Consider the following 17,339-nt stretch of genomic DNA (forward strand, 5'->3'; position numbering starts at 1 on the left):
ACAATCCGTACACCCGTCTTTATTCGACGATTCCCTACGACTGCATCCAGTGAAATCGTTACGAAACGACGCCTCACTGTGTTTCACACCGTGAAACTCGAACGCGTGTACAAGATTCAGACCCCTACCAGTTAAGATACGTCGATGAGTCACCCGCCCGACCCCAACGCCGATCGTCTCAGTGAACGTTTCGAACTCGCGTGGCTACGCGGTACCGACGCTTTAGCGGATCCCATCGTTCGCGCGCAAAGTCTGTGTGGCGAAATCTCGCGGGTGGTCGCAGCCGATCGGGTTAGCTTTGTAGTCAAGCATGGTCCTACGTCCCAAGTCGTTGCCACGTCGACGACTCCAGCGATCGATCCGCGCTCCTCGGAGGCTGGCTGGTTGAGACAACTCGCCGACGAGGTGTGCCGCACAGGCACCGACGTTCAGGTGGAACGACAGTCGATAGAGATGCCTTCGGACCTGACGGATGCGACCGAGACCTTGGCGATCCCAGTCACCGACCGTGACTCGATTGACAACATCGAGGCGGCAATCGTACTGCAACGCTACACATCCAAACCAAACTCACTCGCCGCATCACTGGCCAGCACGCGGCGCGAGATCGACGTGGCCGCGACGGAGGTTGCGTCCGCATTGCGGCAACGGGCTGCCAAATCGGAGCGGCGAGCCACGGCATGGTGGCGACACGCCCCCAATTGGAAGCGTCTCGCCGTGGTCGCTGGGATCGGCATTGGTTTCGCATTGCTACTCAGCATTCCTGTTCCGTTCCGACTGTCTGTTGAGGGGCGACTGGAGCCAGCCAAGTCGTTTGGCGTCTTCGCACCCGCCGCCGGTACGCTCGTAGAAATGCACGCGAGTGACGGTGATGTCGTTGCCCAAGGTGCCGCCTTAGCAGAACTTCGTAGTGTCGAGATCGACCTCCAGCAAGAACGTCTCGTCGGCGAACTCGCTGCTGCGGAAACTGAGCTCGCCACATTGCGATTGCGGCAATCCGACTCGGCCGCCGCTGAGTCTACCCATGCCTCATCAATGGGTCATTCACAGGATGCAGCCCAAAGCCGATCGCGCCAGATGGTACTTCGTTCCCGCATTCATTCTTTGCAAGCACAAGCCGACCTCATGAGTGAGGTCCGAGAATCCTTGACGATTCGAGCGTCAATCGATGGTCGCATCATTCTCCGCGACGAACAATCCGAGCTGGTTGGCCAAACGATCAGCCAGAGCCAGTGGTTGATGCAGCTCGCTGATTTAACTGCTGGATATGCTGCCATCATCGATCTACCTGAAAACGACGACGCTTACCTACGCCGGGTGCTCAATACCGAGCAGGCTAACCCGATCAGCGACTTGCGGTTACTGGCATCTCCCGATGTCCAGTTCAGTTGCAGGGTTGGCCGCGTTGCCGATACTGTCCAGCTGAATGAACGAGGCAAAGCCGTGATTGAAGTCATCATTCCCATCGATGTCCCTCTACCGGATGATGTGCACGTCGGAGCCACCGTGGTTGGGACGATTGAAGTGGGCCGTCGCTCGTTAGGCTTCATCTGGTTTCGCCCCTTCATTGAATTTCTCCGGAGTTACGGATGGTAAACATCAATCTAAAACGGGAATTCGTCAAGATATTCGATTCTGCGTCAATGGCGTTACGACGTATGAGCGATAAGCGCGGCTCGTGGTCTCTTCTCCCCCAAACCCGCGTTCGTATTCCAACGGCGAATCAAATGCGTGTTACGCAGCGAATTCAAGCGTGCTTGTTCCTGCTTCCACTCCTCTTCATTCACGTTCAAGCAGTCGCTCAGACTCCAGATTCCGCTGGCAGCATCGGCGGTCTCGTCGTTGTTCTGATGGACGAAGCGTCCATTGCTGCGGCGATCGAAGGATCAGTTAGTGAAGTTGTTGTTGGGGAGGGAGAGACCGTCAGTGCCGGCGACGTCATCATCCAACTTGATGATCGTAAGGCACAACTGGAGCAATCTTTGGCTCAGCAGGCTGCTGAGATCGCAACTCATCGACAGGTGGAGACAAGTGCAGTGGACGCCGCCAAGGTGGCTGTCGCCGAGCAGGAGCAAACGATCGCCGAGCATGAAATCCGGAGTGAACTTAATCGCCGCCGCGCCGCGAATGAACTCAAAATTCAAGCCGCCGAGAAAGCAGAGTTGGTCGCGAAGAATGAGTGGCAGCGGGCTGAATCCGCTCGCCAGAACTTTGTCGACGCTGTGTCTGAGTCTGAAATCGAAGGGCTACAACTCGCCTACGAGCGCTGCCAACTGGAGACTCGAGAAGCCATCTTTCAACTTGAGATGGCGGCGATCGACGTGCGGCTCGACCAAGCCATGGGCAAAACCCTGCAGTGGCAACTCGAGTCCGCCCGTGTGAGCCTGCACGCTGCGAAAGCGGCAAACGAAGTGCGAGCACTCGAAGCAAAAATCCAAGGTCTCAAATTGGACTTGGCACGCGTGGTCAGTGACGACCACCATTTGCAATCGCCCATCGACGGTACGGTTGTCTCGATCTCCGCGGGCGTGGGAGACTGGGTCCGCAGCGGACAGGTTATCGCGAGAATCATTGGTCGTGAACGCCTTCGGGCCGAAGGCTACGTGACGTCCGAACATGCCCACAGGCTGCGAAACGCGAACAGTGTGGTCGTCAGGGTCACCAACAGTGACGGCACCACAATCCAACGCGATGGTGTCCAGCGTTTCGTGAGCCCCGAGCTGGATGCCGTGACCGGGGAGGTCCGCATCTGGATTGAATTTGATAACCGCGACGGCAAAATCTATCCTGGATCGAAAGCCTCGGTGGAGGCTCGCTGATGTCCGTCCCCCGTTTGCAGTTACGCCCCGATCTCATCATGCGGCGAATCTCCCTGCGTGATCGCTGTGTGTGGGTCCTGAAAGACCCGCTGTCGAGGCGACTTCATTTCTTTGAGGAGGCCGAATTTGCGATCTTGCGTCGCCTGCGAAGCAGCGTCGCATTTGCCAACTTAGCAGCGTATTACCGCGATCGCCTGCCGCCAGCCGTCCTGGCTCAATTTCTCTCGTCTGCCACCAGGGCTGGCATTCTCGTCACAACCGATGGCGTCGCAGCATCGCCGGCATGGCGACCCGCGCCACCACCGACCCGAACCGCCTGGTGGAAAAACCCGCTGGTGATTCGATTGCCAGGCATCACCCCAGACCGCCATGCACTGTTCCAGCTGTCGGCAGGTCTTTTTACCCCCAGCGGACGCCCGCGCCGGGGCAGACCAGCGCAGCTCCATCGAGCGACAAGGGGCAGTGATGCAGCCACCGCTCGCCTCGCACCCGAACCACAACAGATCGATGACCTCCGCTCTGTAGCAGCAGTACCTGACACATTGCGAACTGAGCGTGGAACGACGGTCGCCATCATGACAGTCGTGGCAGCGATCATCTTTCTCGCTGCCCTGAGCATCATGCTGCGGCAACAGGACTTCATCGATGACTTAGCGAACGCAGGTTCGCATTTGGCGGCGCCGTTGGCGAAGTCAACCAGCCCGTGGGCGACCGGGCCCCTGGCTAGCACACTGCTAGTGTTTGCTTCCGCAATTGCCGTCACAAAAATATTTCACGAACTCGCCCACGCGTGGGTCTGCCACAGGCTCGGTGGCCGCTGCCGCGAGATCGGCGTCCTGCTGTTATTTGGAATCCCGTGCTTGTACTGCGATGTCAGTGACGCATGGCTGATGCCGCGACGCCGAGATCGAATCCTCGTGTCCGCTGCAGGGGTAATCGCCGAGTGGATGGTAGCCGCTGTTGCCGCGCTCGTGTGGGCGGCAACTCGGCCGGGATTGCTGCATGATGTCTCCACGCTGATCGTCGTGGTGGCGTCCGTCAATACGTTCTTGATCAATGCCAACCCGCTACTGCGGTATGACGGCTACTACATCCTTTCGGACGCCACTGGCGTACCGAATCTTGCTGACGAAGCAAACCTTGCGATCCGCCGCACCTGGTCAAACTGGTGCGGTACTCGGAGCGAAAGTCCTGCATCCGCATCGCCCCAGAAGTGGTTGGTTGCCTATGGTATCGCCAGTAACGCCTACCGCCTGTTCGTATTAGGCGTGATCGGTTGGGCGGTATTCTCGTTCCTGAAGGTTTCGATTGGCTACGGTGCCGCATTACCGATCGTACTCGTACTCGGGTTTACAGTATTGCGGCAGCGGTGGGCCAACCTCGTGATGAGTGGACCACGCGCGCACCAGTCTCACGACGCCCGTTGGGGAGGCGGCATTCTATCGGTCGCAATCCTGCTCGGCATACTCGTGTTGACCTTGGTCCCGCTACCCCATAGCGTGCGGGTTGGCAGTCTGATTCGTCCGCTTGGTGAGCGACCAATCTATCTCTCGACTGCGGGAATCTTGCTCCCGCAGGAAACGGAAACTCAGGTCCGCCTGGATGACTGGCGGTTACGAATAAAGGAGTTGGCGTCGCGGGGTCGCATCGCAGAACTGGAGTCAGAGTTGGCTGCCAGTCGCGTTGATCGCATCGACCACCCTTCACTATCGTTGATCCAACCGATCCTCGCCGATCAGATCGCCAGCGAGCAGGAGAATCACCGCACGCTGGTCAATCGTCTTGATCAGCTCTCCATCTCCATAGCTCCCCAGGAAAAACTTTTTGCGCCGCCGCTACGGCACGTCTCTCGACAAGAACAAATCGCAGGCCGCTGGGGTTGGACCGGTACGCCACTCCAACCAGCCAACGTCGGTGCGACGCTGGGCGAGGGCACGCTCCTCGGTCGTGTCGGCAGTCCTGATCGCCGTGTCGCCTCACTCTATGTCCCCGAACATACCATCGACGAAGTCCGGATCGGGCAATCAGTCATATTCGGATATGGCGGCTTACCCCGGGGATCGATTCGCGGGCGAGTTGCATCGATCTCAGCAGACCCCGTCGATAGTGCCCCGGAAGAAGTCTTAGCCGCAGGTTGGCTCGGCAGTGATCCGATTGACCGCGATAGCACGATGGTCGGTACGGTTCACTATGAGGTCATCGTCGCGCTGGAGAGCGTGAGCTCCAAGACCACCCTTCCGGCACGACTCGTCACACCAGCTCGAATCCGGTTCCCTGCGAGTTCATTATGGTCGCGCTGGCGACGATGGTTTCAGCAGTAAGGCCAAACGCCCCAAGTTAAGGAACGGTTGCGATTACCCCCTGTGCGTTCCGATCAACAAAACCGGCTCATCGGAAGGAAGCACGCATTCCGATTCAGGTGCCGCTGATGTAAGCATCCGCTGGTTTAAGAGTTTGTTCAGCTGCTCCACGAACTTCGGCGACGAGCGTCTCCGGTACTTCCGGGTCAGTGTTTCCCCATCGCCGTTTCCCCATCGCCGTTTCCCCATCGCCGAAGATATCCATCACGGAGTCTGGGTGCGACGCCTGGGGAATCGTCCGCGAACACCTACGTCGCGCGAGCGCGTAAACTGCCATTTTGACACACGCCATATTTGGCCGAGTTCCCTGAAAACCTAGGGCTGCCAATTTTGCTGCAAAAACTTTTTCATGGATGTCAAAACGCATTTTATTTTAACAAAAAGCCGCATTTCCAGCGGAGTGCAGGTTTGGCATGGGGCTCAATTCAGCGTAATTTCGCGGTCTGGCACAGTTCTTGCCTTTCCCCTGTCCCGTTGAAAAAGTCTGACACCCTGATCAACCAACGATCCCTGTCACCCTTGGTTCGTTGACAACCCATCACCCACATTTTCTTAAACGAACTAGCCTCGCTTGCTGCGGGGCACACTGCCCTGCGGAGAAAACATTATGGCACAAGGCGAAAAAATTATCGGCATCGACCTCGGCACCACGAACAGCGTCGTGTCGATCATGGAAGGTAGCGAACCGAAGGTAATTCCAAACGCGGAAGGCAACCGGCTCACACCGAGCGTCGTGGCCTTTACCGACAAGCAAGAAACGATCGTCGGGGAACCGGCTCGCCGGCAAGCGGTCACCAACCCTAAACGCACCGTCTATTCGGTCAAGCGATTCATGGGCCGACGGCACAGCGAAGTCGAATCGGAAGAGAAGATGGTACCGTATGGTATCACCGGCGGTGCGGGCGACTACGTAAAGATCCAAGTCGGCGACAACGAATACACGCCCCAAGAAATCTCGGCCAAGGTACTGCGCAAACTCAAAGAGTCGGCAGAATCCTACCTCGGACATAAAGTTAATAAGGCCGTCATCACCGTGCCGGCGTATTTCAATGATGCCCAGCGTCAAGCGACCAAAGATGCTGGCCAGATCGCGGGATTGGAAGTGGCGCGGATCATCAACGAGCCGACCGCTGCCGCACTCGCATACGGCCTGGACAAGAAGAAAGACGAGAGCATCATCGTGTTTGACCTCGGCGGTGGAACGTTCGACGTTTCGGTCCTGGAAGTGGCCGATAGTGGCGATGAGGAGCAAGAGAGCCGCGTCTTCCAAGTCATCTCGACCTCAGGGGATACCCACCTGGGCGGCGACGATTTTGACGAAGCCTTGATCCACTACGTTGCTGACGAATTCAAGAAAGACAACGGGATCGACCTGCGTAACGATGCCATGGCGTTGCAACGACTTCAGGAAGCCTGTGAAAAAGCCAAGAAGGAACTCAGCACGCTGCCGGAAACGGATATCAACCTGCCGTTCATCACGATGGACGCATCCGGCCCGAAACACCTGACCATGAAGATCACGCGTTCGAAGTTCGAAGAGCTGATCGACAAGCTCGTCGATCGCTGCCGTGGCCCGGTCTTGCAAGCTCTGAAAGATGCTGGCATGAGCCCGAGTGACATCGATGAAATCGTGTTGGTCGGCGGTAGTACTCGGGTGCCCAAGGTGCGACAAGCCGTGAAGGAAATCTTCGGCAAAGAGCCTCACCAAGGCGTTAACCCCGATGAAGTTGTGGCCATTGGTGCCGCGATTCAAGGTAGCGTTTTGGCTGGCGATCGTACCGATGTGCTGTTGCTCGACGTCACGCCGCTGACCCTCGGTATCGAAACCGAAGGTGGCGTCATGACCGCACTGGTGGAACGTAACACGACCGTGCCAGCGGAAAAGAAAAACGTGTTTAGCACCGCTGCAGACAATCAGACCGCCGTCACCGTCCGAGTCTTCCAGGGCGAACGCAAGATGGCGAACGCCAACCGCCTGCTCGCTGAATTCAACCTTGACGGCATCCCCCCGTCGCCACGAGGTGTACCACAGATTGAAGTCAAGTTTGACATCGACCAGAACGGTATCCTTAGCGTGTCGGCCAAGGAGCTCAAAACCGGGAAGGAAGCCCACGTCGAGATCAAGGACAGTGGTGCATTGTCAGACGATGACATCGCGCAGATGAAGAAGGATGCCGAAGCGAATGCGGAAGATGACAAACGTCAGTTCGAACTCGTCGAAGCTCGCAACAAGGTCAGCCAGCAGGTTTACCAACTTGAGAAATTGATGACCGAGAACGGCGAGAAACTCACCGATGCCGATAAGGCACCGATGAACGCCGCGATCGAAAAAGTCAAGAAGGCCGCCGAAGGCGACGACTTGGCTGCCATCAAGTCGGCTTCCGATGAGCTCGATGCCGCCTCGCAGGCGTTCAGCAAGGTCCTCTACGAAAAGACCGATGCGGCAGGCGAGTCGGCCGACGGTCCCGCCGCTGGCGCCGGTGCATCCTCCGGTGACGATGATGACGCGGTTGACGCGGAATTCGAAGTCAAGGAATAGGAATAGCATCTAGCTTTCTCTACACGGGCCACCGGCCCGTAGGTTTGGATTATTGAGTAGACGTGCCTCCTGAGGCACGTAGGGCGAGTCTCCAATAGACTCGCCTACTCCCATCACAGGCAGCCATTACCAAACACTTCCATTCATCGTCGATGTTCGCCGGGACACGCATTGGAGTCTCGGAGAGATTCGAATCCTCACTGCGGAGCAGTCTCATGGCGTTTCGATTTGATAAGCTGACCACTCAAGCGCAGAGCACGGTTGCCGAGGCGCAAGCTCAGGCAACTGCTTCAGGAAACGCGGAGATCACTCCGCTGCATTTGTTTGCGGCGGCAATGGCCCAATCCGGCGGTATCACTAAACCGCTGCTCGACAAGCTCAACGTCGACACGAAATCGCTGCAAGCGTTGATCACGAGTGAACTCGAAAAACTGCCTCGCAGCAGCGGCGGCGGCCAGCCTCGAGTGAGTGCAAAGCTGCAAGAGGTTTTTCAGTCCGCCGATGAAGCGGCCAAGTCGCTCAAGGATGAGTACGTCAGCACGGAGCATTTGCTGCTCGGATTGGTGCGGATCGAAAACACCGCCAAGAATTTGCTCGCGATGTCCGGCGTGACCGCTGACGATCTGCTCAAAGCGACCAGCGAGATCCGTGGCTCGGCGCGAGTGACGGATCCCAACGCGGAGTCGACCTACCAAGCTCTCGAAAAATACGGCATCGACCTCACCCAGCTCGCCGAGACCGGTAAACTCGACCCGGTAATCGGTCGCGACAACGAGATTCGCCGAGTCATCCAAGTACTGTCGCGGCGAACGAAGAATAATCCCGTTTTAATCGGCCAGCCCGGTGTCGGGAAAACCGCCATTGCTGAAGGGCTCGCACTGCGCATCTTTGAAGGCGATGTGCCTCAGAGCCTCAAAGGGAAACGTGTCATCTCGTTGGACATGGGCGCGTTGGTAGCTGGCGCGAAGTTCCGGGGCGATTTCGAAGAGCGACTCAAGGCAGTACTCCGCGAGGTCAAGGATTCCGATGGCGGCGTGGTGTTATTCATCGACGAACTGCACTTAGTCGTCGGGGCAGGCAACGCCGAGGGTTCCGCCGACGCGGCGAACCTACTCAAACCCGAACTGGCACGCGGCACCCTACGCTGCATCGGGGCCACCACACTCGACGAGTACCGACAACACATCGAAAAGGATGCCGCGTTGGAGCGTCGTTTTCAGCCTGTCTTCGTCGGTGAGCCAAACATTGATGATACGATCGCGATTCTGCGAGGCTTGAAATCTCGCTATGAATCACATCATGGTGTCCGCATCACCGACAGCGCGCTGGTGGCTGCCGCTAACCTATCCAGCCGTTATATCGCCGATCGATTTCTACCTGACAAAGCGATCGACTTGGTCGACGAAGCCGCCAGTCGCTTAGCGATGGAAAAGGAGTCGGTGCCTGAACCGATCGACCGCCTCCAGCGCCGCCTGCGTCAACTCGAGCTTGCCCATCGCCAACTCGTCGATGAAAGTGAAGCCTCGGCCGTTGAAAAGCGTTCCGACGTTGAGGAAGAAATGGACGAGGTGAAGGCGGAATTGGCCAGCCTGCGAGAGCAGTGGGAAGCCGAAAAGATGGGGCTCGATGATGTTCAGTCGATCCGCCAGGAAGCCGAGCAGCTGCAACATCGCTTTGCGAAACTTGACTCCGAGGCGAAAGAGAAACAACTCCGTGGTGAGAGCCCCGAAGAGCTCTATCGGGAAATGCTGCAAGTTCAATCCCGGCAGCGAGAACTGCAAACTCGCATTGAGGAAGCCGAAGCCGCTGAGTCCGCCAAGGCCGAATCTCAATCCAGTGAAATAGACCAAGATGATCGTGAGCCGCGCCGACTCTTACGCCAAGAAGTAACCGAAGAAGAGATCGCTGAAGTCGTTAGTACCTGGACCGGAGTTCCGGTCTCGCGGATGATGGAAACCGAGCGTGCGAAACTACTCGTCATGGAAGAGCGTCTGCACCGACGCGTGATCGGACAAGACGAAGCCGTCGCAGCGGTTTCAGACGCTGTCCGACGCAGTCGCAGTGGATTGCAGGACCCTCATCGCCCCATCGGATCATTCCTATTCCTCGGTCCAACCGGGGTAGGGAAAACGGAATTATGCAAGGCACTCGCCGAAGTCATGTTCGACGACGATTCAGCCATGATTCGAATCGACATGAGCGAGTTCATGGAACGACACAGCGTTTCAAGGTTGATCGGAGCACCTCCCGGATACGTCGGCTATGAGGAAGGGGGCAAACTCACCGAGGCGGTGCGCCGTCGCCCCTATGCGGTGATCTTGCTCGACGAGATGGAGAAAGCCCATCCAGACGTGTTTAACATCCTGCTGCAAGTCCTCGATGACGGCCGCCTGACCGACGGCCAAGGTCGGACGGTTGATTTCACCAACGCCGTCATCGTGATGACCAGCAATGTAGGGAGCCAAGTGATCCAACGTGTCACCGAAGAGGGTGGTGACGAAGACGAAATGCGCGCGGCAGTCCACGACGCTCTGAAGGCACGCTTTCTTCCTGAGTTCCTCAACCGCGTTGACGACATCGTGGTCTTTCATCCGCTGCAGCAGGCCCAGATTCGACACATCGTCGAACTTCAGCTCGACGAACTGCGCCGTCGTTTGGCCGTCAGCGGATTGGCACTCGAGCTCACGCCCGCCGCAGTCGACGAGATCGCGGCAGTCGGCTATGACCCAGCCTACGGCGCCCGCCCCCTCAAACGCGTCATCCAACGCGAAGTGCAAAACCCACTCGCCAGCGCACTGCTGAGGAACAGCTACCCAGAGGGTTCGACGATCAAGGTTGACTTCCGCGACGGGAGTTTTCGGTTCAGCGAGTAGGTCCGGTTCCACCGGCCCGGTTCTCGGCCAAGCGTTCCATATCTGTTCGTAGCGTGCGCATGTAGCGTCGCCATTCCATTTCGAGCTTGGTCCGATCCCCAAAACATTCATCGAAAACGGAAAGCAAATTTTCGGATCGCTCTTTCAAAATCGCAGCAGTCATGTCGCCCTCGTGTTCCTCCAACTGCCCCACTTTCTTGTAGTATTGCATGAGTTCCATGAAGTGCTCGTTGAAAAGAAAATGAGTTAGGGCCCACGCTTGACCGTACGCGGGTAGCTGGTCGCCGAGGGCCGTTTCGACCAGGAACCCCAGATCCGAGACAATGAATTCGAGGCTGCCACGATGCGGGTCGCCCTCCAGCACGCGGTAGTAACTGATCCGACTCGAATCGACCACACCCACACCGCTCCATTTGGCGAGTTTGGCGGACTCGAAATAGGACGCCATCCCTTCGTGGACCCAGCGTACGAAAGCACCGTCCCGGGGGAAGACGCCGGTATTGGCAGCGAGATGATGGATCGCTTCATGCGAAACGGTGGACACATCTTCGCTCTCGCGGGTGATGTCAATCAGCAGCTCGATCGTCTTGGCAAACCGGATCAACTGACCGGCACCGGGACCGCGAGCCTGCTTGGCAGTCTCTCGCAACTTCACGAGCTGGCGGTCGAGCTCCATCAGGACTTGAAATTCCTCGGACGTGCCGGAGTCGTAGAACATCGAGATGTTCTCTTTGGGCAGGTAAAAACCAGCTGTCTGTTTCAGCGAGCCACCGAGTCTGCGTTCCATCTGCATGAAATCGGCTTGCCGGCTAAACAGAACCACTTCCAAGGGTTGGTTTGGGGGTCGCAGAAAGACGCCTTCAAAGGCAAACGTCAATAAGTAGGATTCGTATACCTTTTCGAGTAGCTCCAGCCGCATCTCGGCCCGCGTTTTGTGGGTCACCTCGTCGGTGGCCGTGTTCGCATCATGCAGTAGCAGGAAGTGTTTGCTGCGGGTTGCGACCATGCGATCGCTACCGACAAACTGTCGAGCGTGCTGTTCGACTTCGGGATTGTCAGGGACCGAATGATTGATGTATCGCATCAAGTCCGCGAGCTTGACGAGCCGTTCGTCGCTGGAGTCAATCTTCCACGCCACGCTCAACAGGGACTTGGACTCTTCGAGCATGCCGTTCTTGAGCGCCCACTTGGCTAGCTCCAGAACCTCGTTGACATCGCCCAATTTGCGGACTTCACGAAGTCGCTTGGCATAGACGCTCTGCGGCGTCGGGCTCTTGAGAACCTGAATGTCCTGTGCACTGAAATGCAGTGAACCGCGAGGATGCTGGTGCGTCACGTTCCCGCCCGCGTGGTAAGTCACCGAGCCCTCAAGTAACAATTGCAGGGATGTGCCGGGCAATTGATAGACGGTGTAATCAGCTTGGCCGGTTGAGCTGAGCTCAGGTAACAGCAGACAAAGAACAACAGCAACGCTGCAAAAAACGGCGGGGCGCGGCATGATTCATGGCCCTTGAAAAAGAATCTTGGCAGTTATCGATTGGCGTTACAGCTTGAACGATGGCATGCACGTTTTGAACTCAATAGAGCACCCAACATCGTCAACTGGCTAGTCATATCGGATGGGGGCAGACGCTTTCGGCTCGTAGTGCCAAGCGATAATTCAGCCCTTCAGCCAATCGCTACAGCGACTCGTATCGTGCGCGGAATTCGTCCTCGCTGATGACTTCGACGCCGAGACTCTCGGCCTTGTTCCGTTTGCTGCCAGCTTTTTCTCCCGCGATCAGGAAATCAGTATTCTTGCTGACGCTGCTCGCCGCCCGCCCACCAAGTTCTTCAATCCGCGCCTTAATTTGGTCGCGGGTGTAGTGGGAGAGCGTCCCAGTGGCGACGACTATCTTGCCCGCTAGCGGTAGGTTGTCCTGGTCAACCGCCGTCACCTGCGGCTCAGGTTCACTCAGAACAACGCCGGCGGACTGCAGATCCGCGAGCACCTGCCCGCCGTGATTGCTATGCAGGAAGCCAGTGAGGCTCTCCGCGATTCGTTCACCGATTTCGTGGATGGACGCAATCTCCTCAGCCGTCGCCGCTTGCAACTGCGCGAGGGTCCAGTACTTGGCGGTGATCAACTTTGCCACTCGAGGTCCAACATGCCGAATGCTGATCGATGCCAACACCCGAGCGAGTCCGCGAGTCCGGCTGGCATCGATTCCGGCCACTAAATTCTCTGCGTTTTTACGACCGAATTGGACGTTGATCATCTCGTCGGCTTTACCTTTTCGCTGACGAGGCCATGTCAATTCCGCGAGCGTGTCGGTATCGAGGCGATACAGATCAGCGAACGAGGCCACCAGATTCCTTTGCAGCAATAGATCGACCACTTCTTCGCCCAACCCATCTATATCCATCCCTGCGCGGCTGCCGAAATAGACTAACCGTTGACGGAGTTGTGCCGGGCAGAGCGGATTGGTGCAGCGAATGTAGACACCGCCTTCGTCACGCGTCAGCGGTTCGGCGCACTCGGGGCATGCGGTTGGAAACTCGTACACCGGCAGTTCGTCGGTGCGGAGATGTTTCTCCACACGCACGACCTTGGGGATGATTTTACCCGCTTTTTCAACGACAACGAGATCGCCCACGCGAACATCCAGACGCTCGATCTCGTCAGCGTTATGCAGAGAGGCACGCGACACAGTCGTGCCGGCAATGTCCACCGGTGTCAGATATGCCACCGGGGTAATCGTGCCTGTCTTACCGACTTGCACCTCGATCGCTTCGAGACGCGTGGTGGCTTCGTAACGCTCAAATTTGTAGGCGATGACCCAGCGTGGACTCTTGCTGCGTACGCCCAATGTCTCCCGTTGAGCAAACGAATCGATTTTGAACACGATACCATCAACTTCGAAAGGCAGGTCGGGCATCCCTTCTTCGAGCTTTGCGACGGCGTCGAGGGCTTCCTCGATTGACTCCAGCCGCACGACATTGGGCGTGGCGGGAACGCCCATGCGCCGCACCCAGTCGAGGAACTCCATATGATTGTTGGCATCAACGCCCATCAGCTCACCGCTGCCGTGACAGAAAAATCGCAGTTTGCGGGCGGCGGCAATCTTGGGGTCGAGGAGCCGAATCGTGCCAGCGGTCACATTGCGCGTGTTCTTGTACGGCTCGGCGCCGGCCTCGGCTTGTCGCACATTCAGATCGGCGAGATCGGCATCGGTCATGTAAATCTCGCCGCGAAGTTCGGCCACGGCGGGTGGATGTTCGGTTTCGAGTCTCAGGGGCAAATCCCGAATGGTGCGGACATTGTGGGTGATGTCGTCACCCAAGACGCCGTTTCCCCGCGTCAGCGCCAGGGCGAGGTGCCCGTCTTCGTAACGAATCGACCCCGCGACCCCATCAATTTTGTACTCCATTACCCAGACCACTGCGTCACCCTCGGCGAGCGAGGGAGCTAGCGACTTTTCGATACGCTGCATGGCCGCCCGCAATTCTGTGCGGCTATAGGTATTGTCAATCGAAAGCATGGGCGCGCGATGTTCGACCGACACCAGATGCTCAACGACGTCGCCCCCCACCCGCTGGGTTGGTGAATCAGAAGCGGCAAATTCAGGGTGATCCTGCTCCAATCCGACGAGCTCTGCCAGGAGTTGGTCGTACTGCAGATCCGAAATTTCCGGCGCGGCGTCCTGGTAGTAAAGCCGGTCGTGATAGCGAATTTGCTCGACGAGCTGATCGATCCGCTGTTGAATTGAATGGTCCGTCATCGTGACTAAAATGCCCAATCTTTACGAGTACTTGACGAGAACGCTCATCGTCTGCTGGAAATCTTACCCGCGAGTGGCCAACCGCGGGGAGGTAATTCCCCACTAGGGGTAATTTAGGGACGGCAGTGGCGATACCCGCCGAAACAAGTGAATTCGTGCTCGGTTTCGTCCGCCTGTGCAGATAAGATGCGATTCTTCAGACATTTTCACTTTTCCTTCTAACAAGGAGATCGTTTCCGAGTTTTCGGATGACTTTGCTCATCCGAGCGAGGTTCCCCTGACAGTCGACCCCCACTACTGGTACCTGACGGGATCGATCATCCCCATCGAGTTGCGGGAGTGGTTTATCCGTCACGGCTCTCATGAATTACCTGGAATGAGCCGATTGCCTTATTGGAGCGCACGGTCGCCCCGCGTGCCGATTTTGCGGTATCGCCGGACGATTCTGCGGCTTTGACTGGGACCGGGTGGTAGGGTTCACCTGACGACTGGAACCTAACCGGACAGCCGGCGTGATGATTGCCAACGACACTGGGTTCGCGTGGCAAGCAGACGCGTTTGGCCGTTCCGATCTGAATGACTCAAGGAGCGATCTTTCAATGCTGATGCGACAACCGTGCCCTGAACTACAATTTGCCTACGCACCTCCATTCGGGGCGACGCCGACGGCAACCGGTACCCAATTCTCTGTGTTCAGCCGTTCGGCAACCGAAATGCGATTGTTGCTGTACAACAAAGTTAACGATCGCGAACCGGCTGAAATCATCGATTTCGATCGCGATACCGACCGCTGGGGAGACGTCTGGAGTCTGCAGGTTCCCGGAATGGAGGCCGGCGGGCTCTACCATTTCCAAGCCAGCGGCCCATGGGAGCCAGAGAACGGACATCGTTTCGACGCCTCGGCGCGTTTGATCGACCCGTATGCGCAGGCCCTGGCGGGCACCTACCAAACCGGTAAAGACGGATTGATTCGTCCGCCGAAGTGCGTCGTCGTCGACCACTCCTTCGACTGGGAGGGCGACCGGCATCTCCGTCGCGACATGAGCGAGACGATCATTTACGAGATGCACGTCAAAGGTTTCACGAAGAGTCGGACCGCCAAGGTGAAGGCGCCGGGTAGTTATCTCGGTGTCATCGAGAAGATTCCGTACCTGAAATCGCTCGGTATTACGGCCGTTGAATTGATGCCGGTACATGAATTCCCGATTCTTGAACCGCACGGAAAAAAACTCGAACGCCCGAACTACTGGGGATATGACCCCATGGCGTTCTTTGCACCTCACCGCGGGTACGCCCACGGAAAGACGCCAGCGGCGCAGGTCAACGAGTTCAAACAGATGGTCAAGGCGTTGCATCAGGCTGGCATCGAAGTCATCCTCGACGTGGTTTTCAACCATACCTGTGAAGGCAACGAAAACGGGCCGACTCTGTCGTTCAAAGGTCTGGAGAACCAGGTTTACTACATTCTCAGCGAAGGCCAGCACTACTGCAATTACAGCGGCTGCGGCAATACGCTCAATGGTAATCATCCCGTCGTCCGTGAAATGATCTTCCACTGTTTGCGGCACTGGGTGCACAACTACCATGTCGATGGATTCCGATTCGACCTAGCCAGCATCTTCAGTCGTGACCGCACCGGCAATTTGATTTCTAACCCACCCATCGTGGAATTGATCGCCGAGGACCCGATGCTAGCGGATACCAAGATCATTGCCGAAGCCTGGGATGCCGCTGGCGCCTATCAAGTCGGCAGTTTCGGCAACCATCGTTGGGCCGAATGGAACGGTCGCTATCGAGACGATGCACGCGGCTTTTGGCGCGGTGATGGTGGCACGCTTGGCCCGCTCGCAACACGCCTGGCGGGTAGTAGTGACCTTTACGAACACGCCGGTCGACCGCCTTTTTGCAGCATCAACTTCATCACCAGCCACGATGGCTTCACGATGAACGATTTGGTCTCGTATAAAGAGAAGCACAACGAGGCCAACAACGAAAACAACTGTGACGGCGACAACCATAACACGAGTGACAACTACGGCGTCGAAGGCCCGACTCGCAAGAAGGCAATCGCCACGATTCGCTCTCAGCAAATCCGAAATATGCTCGCCACGCTATTGGTCAGCCAAGGTGTCCCAATGATCGTCAGCGGTGACGAAGTGCGCCGCACGCAGAAAGGTAACAACAACGCCTACTGCCAAGACAACGACATCTCGTGGTTTGACTGGCGGCTGGTCGAACGGAATGCGGACTTAGCCCGTTTCGTCAGTGCGATGATCGAGTTCCGTAAGAACCAGCCGACGATCCGGAGAAAAGAATACCTCACTGGTCGTCCGATCGACGGCCGCAAAGTCCCCGATGTGTCATGGTATGGCATCAAAGGCAATCCGTTGCACTGGGACCAAGGCATGCTGGCGATGACCGCTTACATCGCCGCCCCCAGTCGCGCTGACGATCCCGAAGGACTTGGCCGCGATTTGATCATTATGTTCAACAGCACGGGCGACAATCTCGACTTCGAACTGCCTTCGATCGGACGCGGCGTCGTGTGGAACCTATTCGCCGACACGGCCGCGATTCCACCCAAGGATATCTTTCCGGACATTGACGGCCCGGTCGCTCCGAGCAACCGCATTATCGACATGCCACGGCACTCCATGAAGATTTACGTCTGCAACGCGCAATTGACGTGAAGCCAGACCGCAGGTGTTTCTTCATTAAGAGCGCGGATCGTCCCGGAGAGGCTGTGAGTTTCTACAATCCGGGCGCCCGTTTGGCTGGGGAGGTAGCGGAAGTCTTGAAGACTTCCGGCCTTCCTGCCGGCAATGCCGCATCGCCGCAACTCGCCATGAGTTCAACGACGACAACTCACCGCCTCTGAGGACGCGTGATCCCGCTGCAATCGCGTTTTTTTGCCCGGTTGCTACTGTTTCCGTCCTTAACCGCAAGCCGCCCTCTCGTGATCAAACCGGCCCTTGCGCACCGGTCGC

Annotated in this window: 9 protein-coding genes; 6 read left to right on the forward strand and 3 right to left on the reverse strand. The window is 57.3% G+C overall.

Going from position 1 to position 17,339, the window contains the following annotated elements; genetic code table 11:
- The first annotated feature begins 144 nt into the window (after window positions 1-144).
- The 3 genes from Poly21_RS18655 to Poly21_RS18665 all read left to right on the forward strand — a co-directional run bounded on the left by Poly21_RS18655 (window position 145) and on the right by Poly21_RS18665 (window position 5,140).
- Window positions 145-1,596 carry an efflux RND transporter periplasmic adaptor subunit gene (locus Poly21_RS18655; protein ID WP_146408356.1) on the forward strand — a complete coding sequence of 484 codons (1,452 nt, stop codon included), beginning with the start codon at window positions 145-147 and terminating at the stop codon, window positions 1,594-1,596.
- Between the two features lie 131 nt (window positions 1,597-1,727).
- Window positions 1,728-2,819 (forward strand): HlyD family secretion protein, encoded by a 1,092-nt coding sequence (locus tag Poly21_RS18660; protein ID WP_302119557.1) that lies wholly within the window; start codon window positions 1,728-1,730, stop codon window positions 2,817-2,819.
- Window positions 2,819-5,140, forward strand: coding sequence for a peptidase M50 (locus tag Poly21_RS18665; RefSeq protein ID WP_146408358.1), 2,322 nt, complete (start codon window positions 2,819-2,821; stop codon window positions 5,138-5,140). The genes Poly21_RS18660 and Poly21_RS18665 overlap by 1 nt, the downstream gene beginning before the upstream one ends.
- A 94-nt stretch (window positions 5,141-5,234) precedes the next feature.
- Here the strand turns inward: Poly21_RS18665 and Poly21_RS27705 are convergent, their stop codons facing one another.
- Window positions 5,235-5,387 (reverse strand): hypothetical protein, encoded by a 153-nt coding sequence (locus Poly21_RS27705; RefSeq protein WP_302119558.1) that lies wholly within the window; start codon window positions 5,385-5,387, stop codon window positions 5,235-5,237.
- Window positions 5,388-5,786: 399 nt separating this feature from the next.
- On the opposite strand from Poly21_RS27705, the gene dnaK reads away from it, so the two are divergent.
- Window positions 5,787-7,718, forward strand: a complete 1,932-nt coding sequence (dnaK, locus tag Poly21_RS18670; RefSeq protein ID WP_146408359.1) for a molecular chaperone DnaK — start codon at window positions 5,787-5,789, stop codon at window positions 7,716-7,718.
- 215 nt (window positions 7,719-7,933) lie between these two features.
- Window positions 7,934-10,591 carry an ATP-dependent chaperone ClpB gene (gene clpB, locus Poly21_RS18675; protein ID WP_146408360.1) on the forward strand — a complete coding sequence of 886 codons (2,658 nt, stop codon included), beginning with the start codon at window positions 7,934-7,936 and terminating at the stop codon, window positions 10,589-10,591.
- On the opposite strand, the gene Poly21_RS18680 is transcribed toward clpB, so the two are convergent.
- Window positions 10,581-12,089: a DUF1570 domain-containing protein gene (locus Poly21_RS18680; protein WP_146408361.1), complete on the reverse strand. Its 1,509-nt coding sequence runs from the start codon at window positions 12,087-12,089 to the stop codon at window positions 10,581-10,583. The genes clpB and Poly21_RS18680 overlap by 11 nt on opposite strands.
- Window positions 12,090-12,270: 181 nt before the next feature.
- The gene (gene ligA / locus Poly21_RS18685; RefSeq protein ID WP_146408362.1) at window positions 12,271-14,352 is read right to left on the reverse strand and encodes an NAD-dependent DNA ligase LigA; all 2,082 of its coding nucleotides are present in this window, start codon (window positions 14,350-14,352) and stop codon (window positions 12,271-12,273) included.
- A gap of 599 nt (window positions 14,353-14,951) precedes the next feature.
- Between ligA and glgX the strand changes: the two genes are divergently transcribed.
- Window positions 14,952-17,042 carry a glycogen debranching protein GlgX gene (gene glgX, locus Poly21_RS18690; RefSeq protein WP_146408837.1) on the forward strand — a complete coding sequence of 697 codons (2,091 nt, stop codon included), beginning with the start codon at window positions 14,952-14,954 and terminating at the stop codon, window positions 17,040-17,042.
- The last annotated feature ends 297 nt before the right edge of the window (window positions 17,043-17,339 follow it).

The sequence above is a fragment of the Allorhodopirellula heiligendammensis genome (assembly GCF_007860105.1).
Lineage (GTDB): Bacteria > Planctomycetota > Planctomycetia > Pirellulales > Pirellulaceae > Rhodopirellula > Rhodopirellula heiligendammensis.